This window comes from Agrobacterium albertimagni AOL15, assembly GCF_000300855.1.
Lineage (GTDB): Bacteria > Pseudomonadota > Alphaproteobacteria > Rhizobiales > Rhizobiaceae > Allorhizobium > Allorhizobium albertimagni.
The window spans coordinates 374210-391879 of sequence record NZ_ALJF01000010.1; the positions used below are offsets into that span (position 1 = coordinate 374210).

The 17670-nt window shown below is 62.9% G+C and carries 19 protein-coding genes; 11 read left to right on the top strand and 8 right to left on the bottom strand.

Annotation, left to right across the window (positions count from 1 at the left end; genetic code table 11):
• Positions 1–2 precede the first annotated feature (2 nt).
• Entirely contained in the window at positions 3–254 is a 252-nt protein-coding gene (locus tag QWE_RS13585) for an exodeoxyribonuclease VII small subunit (RefSeq protein WP_006726711.1), read from the top strand.
• Between the two features lie 100 nt (positions 255–354).
• Here the strand turns inward: QWE_RS13585 and QWE_RS13590 are convergent, their stop codons facing one another.
• The 7 genes from QWE_RS13590 to QWE_RS13620 form a co-directional block, all read right to left on the bottom strand.
• Positions 355–1374 (bottom strand): TerC family protein, encoded by a 1020-nt coding sequence (locus tag QWE_RS13590; RefSeq protein ID WP_420804557.1) that lies wholly within the window; start codon positions 1372–1374, stop codon positions 355–357.
• A 253-nt stretch (positions 1375–1627) separates the two neighbouring features.
• Positions 1628–2539: a homocysteine S-methyltransferase family protein gene (locus QWE_RS13595; protein WP_006726713.1), complete on the bottom strand. Its 912-nt coding sequence runs from the start codon at positions 2537–2539 to the stop codon at positions 1628–1630.
• Positions 2540–2562: 23 nt separating this feature from the next.
• The gene (locus QWE_RS13600; RefSeq protein WP_006726714.1) at positions 2563–3795 is read right to left on the bottom strand and encodes a trans-sulfuration enzyme family protein; all 1233 of its coding nucleotides are present in this window, start codon (positions 3793–3795) and stop codon (positions 2563–2565) included.
• Between the two features lie 22 nt (positions 3796–3817).
• Positions 3818–4507, bottom strand: coding sequence for an ABC transporter permease (locus QWE_RS13605; protein WP_006726715.1), 690 nt, complete (start codon positions 4505–4507; stop codon positions 3818–3820).
• 12 nt (positions 4508–4519) lie between these two features.
• Positions 4520–5245: an ABC transporter permease gene (locus QWE_RS13610; RefSeq protein ID WP_006726716.1), complete on the bottom strand. Its 726-nt coding sequence runs from the start codon at positions 5243–5245 to the stop codon at positions 4520–4522.
• 21 nt (positions 5246–5266) lie between these two features.
• Positions 5267–6037, bottom strand: a complete 771-nt coding sequence (locus QWE_RS13615) for a transporter substrate-binding domain-containing protein (RefSeq protein WP_006726717.1) — start codon at positions 6035–6037, stop codon at positions 5267–5269.
• A gap of 41 nt (positions 6038–6078) precedes the next feature.
• Positions 6079–6870: an ABC transporter ATP-binding protein gene (locus QWE_RS13620; RefSeq protein ID WP_006726718.1), complete on the bottom strand. Its 792-nt coding sequence runs from the start codon at positions 6868–6870 to the stop codon at positions 6079–6081.
• Positions 6871–7051: 181 nt separating this feature from the next.
• On the opposite strand from QWE_RS13620, the gene QWE_RS13625 reads away from it, so the two are divergent.
• From QWE_RS13625 to QWE_RS13660, 8 genes are all read left to right on the top strand, one after another.
• Positions 7052–7522: an Lrp/AsnC family transcriptional regulator gene (locus QWE_RS13625; protein WP_006726719.1), complete on the top strand. Its 471-nt coding sequence runs from the start codon at positions 7052–7054 to the stop codon at positions 7520–7522.
• A 115-nt stretch (positions 7523–7637) separates the two neighbouring features.
• On the top strand, positions 7638–8594 hold the full coding sequence (locus tag QWE_RS13630) for a TAXI family TRAP transporter solute-binding subunit (RefSeq protein ID WP_006726720.1): 957 nt from the start codon (positions 7638–7640) through the stop codon (positions 8592–8594).
• Between the two features lie 92 nt (positions 8595–8686).
• Positions 8687–10804 carry a TRAP transporter permease gene (locus QWE_RS13635; protein ID WP_006726721.1) on the top strand — a complete coding sequence of 706 codons (2118 nt, stop codon included), beginning with the start codon at positions 8687–8689 and terminating at the stop codon, positions 10802–10804.
• Positions 10801–11190: a DUF1850 domain-containing protein gene (locus tag QWE_RS13640; RefSeq protein WP_006726722.1), complete on the top strand. Its 390-nt coding sequence runs from the start codon at positions 10801–10803 to the stop codon at positions 11188–11190. Before QWE_RS13635 ends, QWE_RS13640 begins: the two co-directional genes overlap by 4 nt.
• A gap of 91 nt (positions 11191–11281) precedes the next feature.
• Positions 11282–12208: a pirin family protein gene (locus tag QWE_RS13645; RefSeq protein ID WP_006726723.1), complete on the top strand. Its 927-nt coding sequence runs from the start codon at positions 11282–11284 to the stop codon at positions 12206–12208.
• Between the two features lie 89 nt (positions 12209–12297).
• On the top strand, positions 12298–14217 hold the full coding sequence (dxs, locus tag QWE_RS13650; RefSeq protein ID WP_006726724.1) for a 1-deoxy-D-xylulose-5-phosphate synthase: 1920 nt from the start codon (positions 12298–12300) through the stop codon (positions 14215–14217).
• 312 nt (positions 14218–14529) lie between these two features.
• Positions 14530–15714: an MFS transporter gene (locus tag QWE_RS13655; RefSeq protein ID WP_006726725.1), complete on the top strand. Its 1185-nt coding sequence runs from the start codon at positions 14530–14532 to the stop codon at positions 15712–15714.
• 4 nt (positions 15715–15718) lie between these two features.
• Positions 15719–16060: a YkgJ family cysteine cluster protein gene (locus tag QWE_RS13660; RefSeq protein WP_006726726.1), complete on the top strand. Its 342-nt coding sequence runs from the start codon at positions 15719–15721 to the stop codon at positions 16058–16060.
• Positions 16061–16063: 3 nt separating this feature from the next.
• On the opposite strand, the gene QWE_RS13665 is transcribed toward QWE_RS13660, so the two are convergent.
• The gene (locus QWE_RS13665) at positions 16064–16393 is read right to left on the bottom strand and encodes a hypothetical protein (protein ID WP_040300239.1); all 330 of its coding nucleotides are present in this window, start codon (positions 16391–16393) and stop codon (positions 16064–16066) included.
• Positions 16394–16587: 194 nt separating this feature from the next.
• On the opposite strand from QWE_RS13665, the gene QWE_RS13670 reads away from it, so the two are divergent.
• Entirely contained in the window at positions 16588–17190 is a 603-nt protein-coding gene (locus QWE_RS13670) for a superoxide dismutase (protein ID WP_006726728.1), read from the top strand.
• 154 nt (positions 17191–17344) lie between these two features.
• Positions 17345–17668 (top strand): hypothetical protein, encoded by a 324-nt coding sequence (locus QWE_RS13675; protein ID WP_006726729.1) that lies wholly within the window; start codon positions 17345–17347, stop codon positions 17666–17668.
• Positions 17669–17670: the final 2 nt, after the last annotated feature.

Consider the following 17670-nt stretch of genomic DNA (forward strand, 5'->3'; position numbering starts at 1 on the left):
GTATGTCCGACGCCGTAACCGCCGATCTCACCGGCTATTCCTTCGAAAAGGCCGTGGCCGAGCTCGAAAGCATCGTTGCCCGCCTCGAACGCGGAGACGTGGCGCTCGACGAATCCATCGCCATCTACGAGCGCGGCGAACTCCTGAAGAAGCATTGCGAGCAGCTCTTGTCCGCTGCCGAAAACCGCATCGAAAAGATCCGCCTCGACCGCGCCGGCAAGCCGACCGGCGTCGAGCCGCTCGACGGCGCCTGATCGGCTCAGCGGCATTGCCGCTTGGTTTTTAACGCGTTCCATCAAATACAAATGGCCCCGCGAGGGGCCATTTGTCGTTTTCGATGTCCAGATGCCGGGTTTACTCGGCCGGGTTCCGCGCTTCGACAGCCTTGGTCTCTGCCTGCTGCGCACCGCTCCCGGTCTTCCAAAGCGAATAGCCAACGCCCACGCCGAGGATGAGGAAGGTGATGCCGAGCGACCACTCCGGCGGGAACTTCTCCCAGCCCATGCCCCAGGCGATGAAGATCTTCGAGCCGATGAACATCAGCAGCACCGACAGAGCGTACTTGAGATAAGCGAAGCGGTGCAGGATGGCATCCAGCGCGAAATAGAGGGCTCGCAGACCCAGGATCGCGAAGATGTTTGAGGTATAGACGATGTACGGATCGGTGGTGATGGTGAAGACAGCTGGCACCGAGTCGACCGCAAAGACGAGGTCGGCGATCTCGATCGTCACCAGCGCCAGCAGGAGAGGGGTCGCAAAACGGCGGATCTCGCCCGTCACCGGATCCGGCTTCTTTACCACGAAGGCGTGGCCATTTATCTCTTCCGTCACGTTCATCCGCCGCTTGAGGAAGCGGATCAGGGCATTGTCCTCGATCTTGTGCTCCTTCTCGGCGACGAAGAGCATCTTGACGCCCGTCAGGATCAGGAAGCCGGCGAAGAAGTAGAGCACCCAGTGATACTGGTCGACGATCGTGGCACCGAGCCCGATCATGATGCCGCGCAGCACGATGACCCCGAGGATACCCCAGAACAGCACCCGGTGCTGGTACTCGCGCGGGATGGCGAAGAAGCTGAATATCAGCGCGATGACGAAGATATTGTCCATCGCCAGCGTCTTTTCGACAACGAAGGCGGTCAGATACTGGGCGGTCGCGGTCGTATCCATCTGCCAGTAGATGAAGCCGGAGAAGGCGAGGCCCAGCGTGATGTACATGGCCGAAAGCTTCAGGCTCTCGGCGATGCCGATTTCATGGTCGTCCTTGTTGAGAACGCCAAGGTCAAAGGCAAGAAGTGCCACGACCAGCAGGATGAACAGCAACCACATCCAGAGTGGCTTGCCGAGAAACAGAATGAGCAGGAGTTCCAATTGTATGACCTCTGTTGCATTGATCCGGCTCGATGCAACGCGCGCACGGTCTCAGCTTTAGAGAGGTCCGGTCCGGGCATGGCATCGAGCGTGCTCGATGCGGTCCGACATCACGAGGATAATCCGTCGTCAGAGGGGCCCGGTCCGCGGGAGCGGAGATGGGGGGCTGACACGGGGAGTTCAAGCCCCGTGACGAGATAAAAACACAGGAATGCCATAATTGGGCATGCTCGCTGGTCAGCGAGAGTGCTGGAAGCGATCAGCTCCTCGCTCTGAGCGCCCCAGCCACCCGATGGATATGCTCCGCCCCGATCCCGCAGCAGCCGCCGATCATCGTGGCGCCTGCCTCGGCCCAGTCGCAGGCGAAGCGGGAGTAGGCGTCGCCGGTGAGGTCCTGGCGTGTGTCGTGCAGCCCTTCATTCGCGGCCTTGTCGTCGGTGTCCGTCTCGAAGGCATTGGCATAAACGCCGATCTTCAGCGTCACACCCTTTTCTGCAAACACGGCCGCTGCCGTTTCGACGGCCTTCTTCATCACCTCGGGCTTGGCGCAGTTGAAGAGCAGCGCTTGAGCACCCGAACCGGCAGCCCATTCGGCCGCCGCGCGCACGGTCTCGCCCGAGCGCAGCTTCGGTTCGCCACCGGCAATCTGGGCGGCATCGTCGGCCAGCGTAAACGAGATCCAGAAGGGCTTCGGCTGTGCCTGGATCGCCTTGCGCACGGCCTCGCCCTCGGCAATCAGGCTGAGCGTTTCGCCGAGCCAGACATCGACATGGGGGCTAAGGTTCTCGACCAGCACCTTCAGATAATCCTGCACAGTTGACGGGTCGAAATTTTCCGGCTCATAGGAGCCGAAGATCGGCGGCAGCGAGCCGGCGACCACCACCTTGCGGCCCGCAGAATCTGCAGCCTCGCGTGCCAGTCTGCCGGAGAGCGCGATCAGCGCCGGACCTTCCGCCTGGAACCGCTCTTCGCCGATATGGAAGGGCACCAGCGCATAGGAATTGGTGGTGACGACATCGGCGCCGGCGGCAATGAATTCCGCATGCACCTGGCGTACGATATCGGGGCTGTTCATCAGCGCCAGCGCCGACCATTCTGGCTGCTTCAGTTCCGCGCCGAGACGCAGGAGTTCGCGGCTCATGCCGCCGTCGAGGATCAGTGTGTCAGCCATGGAAAGGTCTCCGTCAGATACGGTCAAGGGGTAAGCGCCTGATCGAGATCGGCGATGATATCGCCTGTGGTCTCGAGGCCGATCGACAGGCGGAAGAGCCCGTCGCCGGCATAGGCGTGGTAATCGGTCAGGGCTTCGCCGGTCAGGCAGAAGGTGGAGGTCATCATCTCCTCGGTATCGAGCAACACCACGAGGCTGCGCTGGTGACCGAGCGAAAAGGCATAGTGGACAACACGTAGACGTGTCGCGAGCCGCTCTGCGGCGGCTTTCGGGTTGCGCGTGCGAAACGCAATCATGCCGCCGAACACATCCATCTGGCGCTTGGCGAGATCATGCTGCGGGTGGGAGCTCAGACCCGGATAGATCACACGCTCGACCTCTGGATGCCCTTCCAGGAAGGTTGCGACCGCAAGGGCGCTCTCGGATGCCATACGCAGGCGCGGATAAAGCGTGTCTATGCCACGCATGATCAGCCAGGCCGACTGGGCCGCAAGCGACGCTCCGAGATAGACGCCGGCGCGGCCCCTGATACGGGCAATCAGTTCCTTGCGTCCGATCACGGCCCCGCCCAGCACGTCGCCATGGCCATTGATGAACTTGGTCAGCGAATGGATGACGAGATCGACGCCGAGCGACAGCGGCCGTGTGGCAACCGGTGTGGCAAAGGTGGAATCGACCGAGATCAGCGCGCCATGATTATGGGCAATGGCCGCCAGCGCCTCGAGATCGACAATGCGCAGGATCGGATTGACGGGGCTCTCGCAATGAACAAGCCGCGTGTTCGGCCGCATCGCTGCCTCGACGAGATCAAGCCGCGCCATATTCACCGGCGTTACCTCGATGCCGAAATCCGGCAGCACCCGCTGCGTGAGTTCCACGGCGCCCGCGTAGCAGACATCCGAGACGACGAGATGGTCGCCGGCCTTGAGGAAGGTGAAGAGCGTGCCGGCAATCGCCGCCATGCCGGTGGCTGTTGCCAGCGCCTCCTCGGCGCGTTCGAGGGCTGCCAGCCGCTGTTCCAGCTGCCGCACGGTCGGGTTCGTCCAGCGGGCATAGAGATAGGGCAGATCGGCGAGATCAGCGACGCCATCGGCGGAGAAGGCACCATCGCCCGGCATCAGGGCATTGTTGACGGACATCGAGACATTGGGCGCAATCGCCCCGGTCGCCGGATCGATCAACAGGCCGACATCGAGTGCCCGGGTTTCAGGCCCGGCAGACGCGGGCAGGGGATGGGTCACGAAGGTTTTCGTCATGGCATTTCCCTTTCGGGCCGCCTCAGCGGCGGATCGGCACCTGGGCCTCGACAATGCCGAAGGCACGGGTGATGAGCGCAGTGAGCGCGACATAAAAGAGGGTGACGACGAGCAGCGGCTCGTAGACGAGGAGCGTGTCCTGGCGAACCTTGAAGGCGGCCGCGTAGAGATCCATGACCGTCACGGTAAAGGCCAGCGGCGTGGCTTTCAGCTGCAGCACGATTTCGCCGGCAATCGTCGGCAGTGCCGTGCGGATCGCGCGGGGCAACCAGATACGCCGTGTGAGCTGCCACTGGCTCATCCCGAGCGAGCGTCCGGCTTCGAGTTCGCCCTTCGGCACGGACAAGAGCGCACCGCGCAGCACTTCCGACTGATAGGCGGCAAAGTTGAGCGTGAAGGAGACGGCTGCGAAGAAGAAGCCTTCGCGCAGGATCGGCCAGAGGAAGCTCTGGCGAAGTCCCGGCACCAACGGTAGTAGCGAGCCCACGCCGTAATAAAGGAGCCAGAGCTGGATCAGCAGTGGCGTCCCGCGAAAAACCGTCGAATAACCAAGCGAGAGATTGCGGATGACAGGCCCGCCGCTCACCCGTGCAAAGGCAAGGCCAACGGCCAGCACGAAGCCGATGCTCACCGAAATCACCAGGAGGGCCACGGTCTGCACGGCGCCGTCGATCAGCAGCGGCCAATATTTCGCGATCCATTCGAAATTCATCTAACGTCTCCCTCAATGCGCCGGCTTCTGGCCCCGGCGCACGCGGCGCTCGATGCCATGGAAGACGAGGTTGGAGAGAAGGGTGATGACCAGATAGAGAACGGCCGCTGCGAGGAAAAACAGGAAATACTGCTTGGTATTGGCACCCGCGAGACGCGTGGTCAGTGCCAGTTCCTGATAGCCGACCACGGCAACGAGCGCGCTGTCCTTGGTGACCGACATCCAGAGATTGGCCATGCCGGGCAGGGCGTTTGGAAGCAGTGCCGGCAGCGTCACCCGGCGAAAGCGCAGAAGCGGCGACATGCCGAAGGCCCGCGCCGCCTCGAGCTGACCTGTCGGGATCGCCAGGATCGCGCCGCGCAGCACCTCGGTCATGTAAGCGCCCTGCACGAAGCCGAGCACGGCGACGGCGGCAATGAACCCATTGACCTCGACCGGCGGCAAGCCGAAGGCCATCAGCAGCCGGTTCAGGCCGTCGGTCCCGGCATAATAGAGCCCGACGATCAGGATCAGCTCGGGCACCGCCCGGATGACAGAGGTATAGCCCTTGAGGATCAGCCCGACCGGTCGGTTGCCGGAAAGCTTGCCGAGCGCCCCTAAGAGACCGATGACGAGGCCGATCGCATATGCGCAGGCCGAGATGGCGACGGTGGTCGCAGCACCTGTCAACAGCGCGCCGCCCCAACCCGGAGGCTGAAGCGCCAGCAATTGCCATGCCGTCATCGATCCCGTCGCCATCTCGTCTGCGATCCCTGCCGATTACTGGCCGTAGACGTCGAAGGTGAAGTAGGCCTTCGTGATCTCGTCATACTTGCCCGAGGCACGCACCGCGGCGATCGCCGCATTCAGCTTGGCCTTCAGCTCTGTGTCTTCCTTGCGCAGCCCGCCGCCGATGCCGGTGCCGAGAACGGACGGATCAGCCGCCACATCGCCCATGTCGGCGCAGCAATCCTTGCCGAAATCGGTCTTGAGGAAGTCGGCGAGCGGGATGGCGTCGCCGAGGACATAGTCGATGCGGCCGGCGGAGAGATCCTGGAAAGCCTCGTCGAGGGTAGCGTAGGTCTGCTCCTCGGCCTTGTCGGCGAAGTGCTTGGCATAATAGGCCGACTGCACGGTCGAGACCTGGATGCCGATCGTCTTGCCCTCGACGGCCTCAGGCGTCGCACCCGGGGTTGCATCCTTCGGGCCGATCAGCTTGCTCGGCGTGTTGTAGTATTTGTCGGTAAAGTCGATGGTCTTCAGCCGCTCCTCGGTGATCGACATCGACGACCAGATGACGTCGAACTTCTTCGTCTGCAGCGCCGGGATCAGCCCGTCCCAGGAAACGTCGACAACCGAGCAGGTCTCCTTCATTTCTTCGCAGACGGCGTTCATCAGATCGATTTCCCAGCCCTTCCAAGTGCCCGAAGCATCCTTGGCGAAGAAGGGCGGATAGGCCTCGTTCATGATGCCGAAGCGGACTTCGGCCTGGGCGGTGACCGCGGTTGCCGCAAAGGCTGCACCGGCGAGCAGAAGGGAGATCATTTTCATCGTCGTTTTCCCCGATTGGTTTGATGGTTCTGGATTTGTGTTCAAGCAGTCCCGCGCCCACCAAGGCTGCGGGTGAATTCACGGCAACGGGCGCTTTTCGGATCGCCGAAGACCTGGTCCGGCGGTCCCTCTTCCTCGACACGCCCCTTGTCGAGGAACATCACATGGCTGGAGACCTCGCGGGCAAAGCTCATCTCATGGGTGACGAGCAGCATGGTGCGGCCCTCTTCGGCCAGATCGCGGATGACCTTCAGCACCTCGCCGACAAGCTCCGGATCGAGCGCCGAGGTCGGCTCGTCGAACAGCATGACGGCCGGATCGACGCAAAGCGCGCGCGCAATCGCCGCGCGCTGCTGCTGGCCGCCGGAAAGAAAGGCGGGATAGGCATCGCGCTTGTCGTAGAGCCCGACCTTGGAAAGCAGCGCTTCCGCCTTTTCGACCGCCTCGCGGCGCGGCATTTTCAGAACGTGAACGGGCGCCTCGATGACGTTTTCCAGAACCGTGCGATGAGCCCAGAGATTGAAGCTTTGGAACACCATGCCAAGCCCGGTGCGCAGCCGTTCCAGCTGCTTGCTGTCGGCGGCTTCGAGGCTGCCCTTGCGGGACGGGCGCAACTTGAGCTCTTCACCGCCCACGACGATGCGGCCGCGGTCGGGCGCTTCGAGCAGGTTGATGCAGCGCAGGAAGGTGCTCTTGCCGGAGCCGGACGAGCCGATGATCGAGATCACGTCCCCGCGCTGGGCCGTGGCAGAGATGCCCTTCAAAACCTCGATGCCGGCGAAACTCTTGTGGATGTCGTGCACGTCGAGCGCGGCCGGGGCGGTTCCTGTCATCTTGATCCCAGGGAGTTTGACAATTGCGAGACCATAGGAGGCCGAAGCTGCGGATTTCGAGCGCATTTCAGCGACAATGTGGGAAAATCCTGCACGAGAGCGTCGGATGGTGCGGAAAGATGGCGCAAGCCTTTGAAGTCGGCTAAGGGGGCGAAAACGGGGCGCGCAAGGAGGGGGAACCATGCCGGAAAAGCTCGATCAATTCGACCGCAGCATTCTCGAAGTGGTGCAGCGGGATTGCCAGCTGAAGGCGGAAGCCATCGCCGACAAGGTGGGGCTGTCGCCATCCGCGGTGCAGCGCAGGCTTCGCCGTCTCCGCGACGAAGGCATCATCAACGCCGAGATCGCCGTGGTGAACCGCAAGGCGACGAGCTTCCCGATGACCTTCATCACCGGCATGGAAATCGAACGTGACAATTACGATGCGCTTGCCCGCTTCAGAGCCTGGGCCGACAAGCAGGAGCACGTCCAGCAGGTCTATTACGTCACCGGCCAGGTCGATCTCGTCGCCATCATCACCGCCCGCGACGTCGAGCATTATGATGATATCAGCGCGCAATTGATGGCGGAAAACCCGCAGATCCGCCGCATGCACACCAATGTCGTGCTGCGCGACGTCAAGGTCGGCCTGCATATTCCGGTCGGGGAATGAGCGGAGATTTCCGTCTGCGCCGGCATATCCCTGAACTTCGTCAAATACGAGGTTGACGCCCCTCTCTCGCCTCCCCATGATGTCGCAATTGCTTACATTGTTTGGGAGGACAATCATGCATTTTTCGAGACTTAGCACTTTGGCTGCTGCAGCTCTGGCCGCATCTGTCGCATTTGGTACATCCGGCGCACGCGCCGAGCAGTTCGTCAACGTGCTGACTGGTGGCACCTCGGGCGTCTACTATCCGCTGGGCGTCGCCTTGTCGAAGATCTACGGCGACAAGATCCCGGATGTCCGCACCCAGGTGCAGGCGACCAAGGCCTCGGTCGAAAACCTCAATCTGTTGCAGCAAGGCAAGGGCGAGATCGGCTTCTCGCTCGGCGATAGCGTCAAGCTCGCGGCGGAAGGCGATGCCGATGCCGGCTTCAAGGCGCCGCTCGACAAGCTGCGCGGCATTGCCGCCATCTATCCGAACTTCATTCAGATCGTCGCGACGAAGGATTCTGGCGTGACCTCGCTTGCCGACCTCAAGGGCAAGAGCCTGTCCGTCGGCGCCCCGAAGTCCGGCACGGAACTCAATGCCCGTGCCATCCTCGAAGCGGCGAGCATGAGCTATGAAGATCTCGGCAAGACCGAATATCTGCCCTTTGCGGAGTCTGTTGAACTTATCAAGAATCGCCAGCTCGACGCGACGCTCCAGTCCGCCGGCCTCGGGGTTGCCTCGCTGAAGGACTTGTCCACCTCGCTGCCGGTCTCTCTCGTTGCCGTTCCGGCAGAAGTCGCAACCGCACTCGGTGCGCCCTACATCGCCGCGACCATTCCGGCCGGCACCTATGAGGGCCAGACGGAGGATGTGCCGACGGTTGCGGTTGTGAACTTCCTCGTGACTCATTCCGAGGTGTCGGACGATCTTGCCTACGAGATGACCAAGCAACTCTTTGAGAACCTGCCGGAGATGCAGGCCGCGCACAATGCCGCCAAGGACATCAAGCTGGAAGATGCCACCAAGGGCATGCCGATCCCGCTGCATCCGGGCGCCGAGCGCTACTACAAGGAAAAGGGCATGCTGTGAGCCCCGCGGGCTTCTGAAACCTCTGGAAGGACCGGGCGGCCGCCATGCCGTCCGGTCCTTTGCCCCTTGGCTTACCCTTCGGACGGATACCCATGAGCGCCACGACTGCGGAAAACACCCTGTCGCATGAACCGAACACCCATGAGCAGCACTTTCCGGCAACCGCCGAGGGCAAGCTGCTCTATGGCATCGCCGTTGCCTTCTCGCTCTTTCAGATCGCGACCGCAGCCCATCTGATCGACCTGCCGAGCCAGCTGGTCCGCTCGACACACGTCGCCTTCCTGTTGCTTCTTGGCTTTCCGCTGGTCGCCGCCAATCTGCGCAAGGGGGCGCTCTACACCGCAGGCGCCTGGGCGCTCGCGACAGCCGGCGTGGCGGTCGCTGTCTATCAGTATGTCGAATACGAGCCGCTGATCCTGCGCGCCGGCGATCTCGTCACCATGGACCTCTATTTTGGGGTCGTTGCCATTGCCACCGTCTTCATCGGCTCCTGGGTGATCATGGGGCCGGCGCTGCCGATCATCTCGGGCCTCTTCCTCGGCTATTGCTTCTTCGGAGAATACCTGCCGTCGCCGCTCAATCACCGCGGCTATGACTTTGCTCAAGTCATTGACCACATGGCCTATGGCACCGAGGGCATCTACGGCGTGCCCACCTATGTGTCGTCGTCCTATATCTTCCTCTTTATCCTGTTCGGCTCCTTTCTGGAGCGGGCAGGCATGATCAAGCTCTTCACCGATGTCTCCCTCGGTCTCGTCGGCCACAAGCGCGGCGGCCCGGCCAAGGTCTCGGTCATATCCTCAGGCCTGATGGGCACGATCTCAGGCTCCGGCGTCGCCAATGTCGTGACGACAGGCCAGTTCACGATTCCCCTGATGAAGCGCTTTGGCTACCGCCCCGCCTTCGCCGGCGGCGTCGAGGCGACCTCGTCGATGGGCGGCCAGATCATGCCGCCGGTCATGGGCGCCGTCGCCTTCATCATGGCCGAAACGCTGGGCGTCGAATATGCCGAGATCGTCAAGGCAGCCCTGATCCCGGCCATCCTCTATTTCGCCTCGGTCTTCTGGATGGTGCATCTCGAAGCCGGCAAGCGTGGCCTGAGCGGCCTCGACCCGAAGGACCTGCCGTCGCCCATGGCCGCCATCCGGAGCCACTGGTATCTGCTGCTGCCGCTCGCAGCCCTCGTCTGGCTCCTCTTTTCCGGCTACACGCCACTCTTCGCCGGCACCGCTGGCCTCGCGCTCACCATGCTGCTCATCCTCGGCAGCTCGATCGCCATCGGCATGTCGAATACCGCGATCCGCACCATCTTCTGGATCGGCATCGGCCTCGCCGGCGCCTCCTTCTTCCAGTATGGCTTCCGCGCAGTCCTGATCGCCATCCTGGTGCTGATCGCCTGGAATTTCCTGGTCAAGGGTGGCCGGCAAGCTCTGAAGCTCAGCGTCGACAGCCTCGCCGATGGTGCGAAGACGGCGCTGCCGGTCGGCGTTGCCTGTGCGGTGGTCGGCATCATCGTCGGCACCATGACGCTGACCGGTGCCGCCAACACCTTCGGCCAGTTCGTCGTCGCGGTCGGCCAGCACAGCCTCTTCCTGTCGCTGGTCCTCACCATGCTCACCTGCATCCTGCTCGGCATGGGCATACCAACCATTCCCAACTACATCATCACCTCGTCGATCGCCGGCCCCGCATTGCTCGAACTCGGCGTGCCGCTGATCGTGAGCCACATGTTCGTCTTCTACTTCGGCATTCTCGCCGACCTGACGCCGCCGGTCGCACTCGCCTGTTTCGCGGCAGCCCCGATCGCCCGGGAATCGGGCCTGCGCATCTCCTTCGAGGCGGTGAAAGTGGCGGCCGCCGGCTTCGTCATTCCCTTCATGGCGGTCTACACGCCCGCCCTGATGCTGCAGGACGGAGGTCCGCTCGCCGAGGCCATCGGCTATCCGCTTGCTGTCCTCTACATCGTCATCAAGGCCGGCCTGTCGATCGGTCTCTGGGGTGTCGCCGTGATCGGCTATCTCAACCGGCCGCTGCCGATCTTGCATCGCCTTGTGGCCGCCGCCGCCGCCTTCTTCCTCGTCGCGGCGCTGCCGATCACCGACGAGATCGGTGGCGCGCTCGTCCTCATCTTTGCCCTCATGGCCTGGAAGTTCCCCGGCAAGGCCACCGGGCCCATCCCCACGGCGCCACCCAAGACAGAGGCGCCATGAGCCTCTGCATCGCCCTTGCCGCAACCGTTCTGACCATCCCGACCATGACGTTCTCGCTCTCCTGGGAGCATTCGGTCGAGAAGGTCGAGTGGCGGGAGGAATGGGCGGTGACGGGTGCCGGGCTTGAACTGCGCCGAGCGAGCGTCAAGGGATCCGGCGCCGGCATGGAGCCGGGCGAGGGGGCGGTGCTTCAGGATGGCTGGTGGCGCTGGAAACCAGCGCTTGCCCCCGTGTCCGAACTGCGGCTCGCCTCGTCCGGCGCGACATCTAGTGGCTGGACGCTGTGTCACGCCGGCGGCTGCCAGGCGCTCGGCGATGCGCCAGGCAGGGAGGCTGTTCTCTCCGCTTGCGAACAGGACAGCGGAGCCGTCGAGCCCTCCCGGTAAAGACACTGCGTCACCGACAGCCCCGTCGATCTGTCCTAGTCTCGCCGTGGAGACCTGCTAGTCTTGTGACATTCGAACGAAGAGGTTCCCCATGTCCTTCTTTCCCGGAAATGACCCGGTCCCTGGTGATGCCTTCGCCTGCGACGCGATCGAGCATCTGATCATTCCGCGCTCCAGCGACATCGGCGGTTTTGCCGTGCGGCGTGCACTGCCCTCCGTACGCCGCCGTCTCGTTGGGCCCTTCATCTTCTTCGACCGCATGGGGCCTGCCGTCCTCAAGGCGGGGGAGGCCATGGATGTGCGTCCGCATCCGCATATCGGGCTTTCCACCGTCACCTACCTCTTCGACGGCGAGATCAAGCATCGCGACAGCCTCGGCACAGAGCTGGTGATCGCTCCGGGCGACATCAATCTGATGACCGCCGGTTCTGGCATCGTCCATTCCGAGCGCACGCCGGAAAACTTGCGTGGTCATCCACTTTCGATGTCGGGGCTGCAGACGTGGATCGCGCTTCCGGATCATCTGGAGGAGATCGACCCGGCCTTCGCCCATACGGCGAAGGGCGAGCTGCCGACCTTCAATGATCGCGGCGCTTCCGGTCGCGTCGTCATCGGCAGCATGGGCGGATTGCGTTCGCCGGTCACGACGTTCTCCGAGACGCTTTATGTCGACCTCGCTCTCGAGCCCGGTGCCCGCTTCCCCTTCGACGCCGGCCAGGAAGAGCGCGCGCTCTACATTCTCTCTGGCGAGATCGAGATCGCCGGCGACCGCTTTGCCCAGGACCAGTTGCTGGTCTTCCGCCCCGGCGACGAGATCACGCTGATCGGCGGCGCGACAGGCTGTCACGTCATGCTCTTCGGTGGCGCGGCCATCGAAACGAAGAAACATATCTGGTGGAACTTTGTTTCGTCGTCCAAGGAACGCATAGAACAGGCCAAGGAAGAGTGGAGAACCGGCCGTTTTGACATCGTTCCCGGCGACGAAGACGAGTTCGTGCCTTTGCCGGAGGGCCGTTGACCGCTATATAAGCGCTTGATGACGTGGAATTGCCCTGATCGTCGGGGGATGGTATCGCGCATCCAAACAGACTGAAGAGGCATCAGCCCGTGACATCTCTGCCCGATACCCCGCTCCTGGACAAGGTCGAGTTTCCCAAAGACTTGAAGGCCATCGAGGATCGCGACCTGCCGCAGCTGGCGCGCGAGGTCCGCGACGAGATGATCGACGCGGTGTCGAAAACGGGAGGGCATCTGGGCGCCGGCCTCGGCGTGGTCGAGCTGACGATCGCCATCCACAAGGTGTTCGATACGCCTGATGATCGGCTGATCTTCGATGTCGGGCACCAATGCTATCCACACAAGATCCTGACCGGTCGCCGTGACCGCATCCGCACGCTGCGCCAGGAAGACGGCCTCTCCGGTTTCACCAAGCGCGCCGAGAGCGAATACGATCCCTTCGGTGCCGCCCATTCCTCGACCTCGATCTCCGCCGGTCTCGGCATGGCGGTTGCCGCCGAGCTGTCGAAGACCGACCGCAAGGTGATCGCCGTCATCGGCGACGGCGCGATGTCTGCCGGCATGGCCTATGAGGCGCTGAACAATGCCGGCGCCCTCGATGCGCGCCTGATCGTCATCCTCAACGACAACGACATGTCGATCGCTCCGCCGACGGGTGCGATGAGCGCCTATCTTGCGCGCCTCGCCTCCGGCCGCAGCTATATGGGCTTCCGCGAGCTCGGCAAAAAGCTCACCGCCTATCTCGGCAAGACCGTCGACCGCGCCATCACCCGCGCCGTCGAGCATGCCCGTGGTTATGTGACCGGCGGCACCATGTTCGAGGAGCTCGGCTTCTACCATATCGGCCCGATCGACGGTCACTCCTTCGAACACCTGCTGCCCGTGTTGCGCAATGTCCGTGACAATGCCAAGGGCCCCGTGCTGATCCATGTCGTGACCCAGAAGGGCAAAGGCTACGCGCCTGCGGAAGCCGCGGCCGACAAGTATCACGGCGTCAACAAGTTCGACGTCATCACCGGCACCCAGGCCAAGGCCAAGCCGAATGCCCCGGCCTATACCGCCGTCTTTGCCGACGCGCTGGTCGAGGAAGCCCGTCACGACGAGAAGATCGTCGGCATCACCGCCGCCATGCCGAACGGCACCGGCCTCGACAAGCTGCAGACGCTCTTCCCCGAGCGCACCTTCGATGTCGGTATCGCTGAACAGCATGCCGTGACCTTTGCAGCCGGCCTCGCCGCCGAGGGCTTCAAGCCCTTCTGCGCCCTCTATTCCACCTTCCTGCAGCGCGGCTACGACCAGGTCGTGCACGATGTCGGCATCCAGGGGCTGCCGGTCCGCTTCCCCATCGACCGCGCCGGCTTCGTCGGCGCCGACGGCCCGACCCATGCCGGCTCCTTCGACACCGGGTTCCTTGCGGCACTGCCGGGCTTCGTCGTCATGGCCGCAGCCGACGAGGCAGAGCTGAAGCATATGGTCCGCACGGCTGCAGCCTATGACGAGGGCCCGATCTCCTTCCGCTATCCGCGCGGCGAAGGTGTCGGCGTTCCCATGCCGGAGCGTGGCGAGATCCTTGAGATCGGCCGCGGTCGCATCGTCAAGCAGGGCTCCAAGGTAGCGCTCCTCTCCTTCGGCACGCGCCTGGCTGACTGTCTGCTGGCCGCCGAAGACCTCGACGCCGCTGGGCTCTCGACCACTGTTGCGGACGCCCGTTTCGCCAAGCCCCTCGACCACGACCTGATCCGCCAGCTTGCCCGCCACCACCAGGTGGTCGTGACGGTCGAAGAAGGCGCCGTCGGCGGCTTCGGCAGCCATGTCATGCATTTCCTCGTCAACGAGGGCCTGCTCGATAACGGCCTGAAGGTTCGCTCGCTCGTGCTGCCCGACGTCTGGATGGACCAGGCGAAGCCCGAAGTGATGTATGCCCGAGCCGGGCTCGATGCCTCCGGCATCCTGAAGACAGTGTTTGCAGCACTTGGGCAGGACGTGCCGGGTGTGATTGCGGCGGGGTGAGCCTAAGGGTTTGATGCGACCCCAACCTGTCTCAGACAAGCCCCCCTCTGCCCTGCCGGGCATCTCCCCCACATGGGGGGAGACCGGCTCACTCCCCAACCTATAGCCCGCATCTGAGGGCGACTAATGCAGCAGCATATGCGACGCTCCGCTCTCGCCCCTTGTGGGGGAGATGTCACGCAGTGACAGAGGGGGGTATTGTTGCAGGCATGATAGCAGTGACGCTCTCGCCTCCCTCTCTGGACTTCCCCCAAACGCCCCGCTAGACCGGGCCTTTAATCGACGGGCGCTGAAGCACGCCTCGGAGGCGCCATGCACACGGCACACACCACGGATATCGCAGCCGACATCGCGCCCGATTGGGCGGCGATCGCGGTCGTCATCCTCGGTGTCACCGCTTTTGCCGTGGGGCAGGGGCTCACCTATCCGCTGATCTCGCTGATCCTCGAAAGCCGCGGCGTCTCTTCCAGCATGGCGGGCTTGAACGCCTCGGTCTTTGCGCTGGGCCTCGCCTCGTCGACGCTTCTGATCGGCAGGTTGACGCAGCGGATACGTGGCGACCGGTTGATCGTTGCCTCGCTCTGCGGCGTCTCTGTCTGCCTCGCCACTTTCTCGGCCTTTGATGAGCTCTGGATCTGGTTCGTCGCCCGCTTCCTGCTCGGCTTCTGCACCAGCATCATCTACACGGTCTCTGAGGCCTGGCTGAATACCGCCTGCCCGGACCGCCTGCGCGGCCGGGTCTCCGGTGCCTATAGCGCCGGCATGTGTGCAGGCTTTGCCGCAGGTCCGCTGGCCATCCCGCTCGTCGGCATCGAGGACGGCTTCGCCTTCGCCCTGACGGCAGCCTACGTGGCACTCGTCGCCTTCGCCTCCGTTATGCTCGGTCGTTACGCCAAGACCAAGCCGGAAGCCTCCGAAGCCGGCGGCCTCCTCACTTTCGTCAGGATGGCGCCGGTCCTGACGCTGATGGTCGTCGCCTTCGGCTTCTCGGACATCGCGGCGATCTCGATGATCCCACTCTATTTCGTCGAGCGTGGCTACAGCCAGAATTTTGCGGCCTTCGTCGTTACCATGGTGGCCCTGCCCACGGCGCTTGCCCAGCCCTTTGTCGGCTGGCTGCTGGATCGCCTGTCGCGACCGGTCATTGCCGTCTCTGGCTCGTTGATTGCTGCTGTCGCCTTCCTGGCTCTGCCCTTGATGACGTCTGAGGCTGCCCTGCTGATCACCATCTCGATCCTAGGTGCCGCAAGCTTCTCGCTCTACACGGCCGCGCTGACCCTGCTCGGCGAGCGCTTCCGTGGCGGTCTGCTGGTCTCGGGTGCCGCCGTCTTTGCGCTGGCTTATGCGATCGGTAGCGCAGCCGGCTCCGGCAGCACGGGGCTGACAATGGATCTGATCTCGGTCGATGCCGGTCCGGTCTTCGTCGGCCTGCTGATGCTCGTCTTTACCGGCTTTTTCGCCTTCAATCTCGTGCGCTTGCGCGCAGCAAAGCGCTGAAGCTATGCTTGAAACATCCCCGCCCGAGATCTTCGATTGTCAATCCTGCGGTGCCTGCTGCGCCTATTCCGCCGATTGGCCACGCTTCTCCATGGAAAGCGATGAGGAACTGGCCGCCATTCCCGAAGCAATGATCGCAAAGGACGAGAGTGGCATGAAGTTCGAGAATGGTCGCTGTGCGGCACTCACCGGCGAAGTCGGCAAACATGTCGGCTGCGCCGTCTATCTCGTGCGTCCGCATGTCTGCCGTACCTGCATGCCCGGCGACGAGGAATGCAAGATCGCGCGGGCCGAATTCGGTTTCCCGATCGATGGCCTCCCGGAGCCTGAGATCTACGAGGCTTGAGGCTTAGGGGACAGTGACCGTCACCTGGTCGGCAGGCAGTTCGCCGCCGATCTCGGCCTTCTGGCTCTTCTTGTCATAAACGCAGATCGAACTGACGACAGCATCGGCCCCAACAGCCTTGCCCGTCAGGATCGCCACGCCATAGCTCTCGGTGCCGAAGGGATCGACGACGACCTTTGGCTGCTCAATCCGCCCTTCGGCGAGCACGGCGCATTTGGCGGCGACATCCTTGGCAAATTCGTCCCAGGCATCGCTCGACGCGGCGAATGCCGATGAGGCGAGAGGACCGAAGACGATTGCGGTCGCCGTCAAAAGCTTGCGGGAACGGAGCATGGGAACCTCGGTTGGATGCAGTGAGGCTTCAAACCTCGGCTGGAACGGGCCGTCGCGCAAGTCCAAAAACGGAAGAGATTTCTTTCCCTTGTGGGCCGTATTTTGGAAGGGCAAAGGTTGCCTGCGCGTTGTTCCGCACCTATGTTCCCGTCACCTGCCAAAACGCAATCCATTTGCCAAAAGGAGATCTCACCATGGCCTTCGAATTGCCCGCCCTCCCGTATGCCTACGACTCGCTGGCACCGTTCATGTCGGCTGAAACGCTTGAGTTTCACCACGACAAGCACCATCAGGCCTATGTGACCAACGGCAACAACCTCCTGAAGGATTCCGGCCTCGAGGGTCTGTCTCTGGAAGAGATCGTCAAGCAGTCCTACGGCAAGAATGCCGGCCTCTTCAACAATGCCGGCCAGCATTACAACCACATCCACTTCTGGAACTGGATGAAGAAGGACGGCGGCGGCAACAAGCTTCCGGGCAAGCTTCAGGCTGCCATCGACAGCGATCTCGGCGGCTATGACAAGTTCAAGGCCGATTTCGTCGCAGCTGGCACCACCCAGTTCGGCTCCGGTTGGGCGTGGCTCTCCGTCAAGGACGGCAAGCTCGAAATCTCCAAGACCCCGAACGGCGAAAGCCCGCTGATCCATGGCGCGTCGCCGATCCTCGGCGTCGATGTCTGGGAACACTCCTACTACATCGACTACCGCAACGCCCGTCCGAAGTACCTCGAAGCCTTCGTCGACAGCCTGATCAACTGGGACTATGTCCTGGAAATGTACGAAGCCGCGACCAAGTAAGGGCTGCCATACATCCGCTTTCAAACGCCCGGTGCCTTGCGCCGGGCGTTTTCGTTTGCAGCGAGTTTCGTTCCCTTTGTGCGCTGCATTGGAACCATCCCGCCCCGCTCACGTTTCTTGGGCAAGATCCCGAAACAAGAAAAGGAGCCGATCCATGGCGACGTCCAACCTGCAGGCAGAACTGCGCGAGCTGCGCGAACAGATGACCGAGTTGAAGGAAGTCATCGGCCGTCAGGCCGGTCGCGCCGGCTACGATGTCCGCCACCGCGCGTCGGAAGCTTGGCATGAGGCGGCCCGCACGGCAGGCACCGTGGCCGACTATGCCCGTGACGGTGCCGACACCGTAGCTGGGGTCGCTCGTCGCCATCCGGCTGCAGCGTCCACGGCCCTCATCACGCTTGGCATCATTGGCGGCGTCATCGGCTATCTCGTCGCCACCTCGACGCCGGCAAAGCGCGACCGCTGGCATTGGAATTGAGG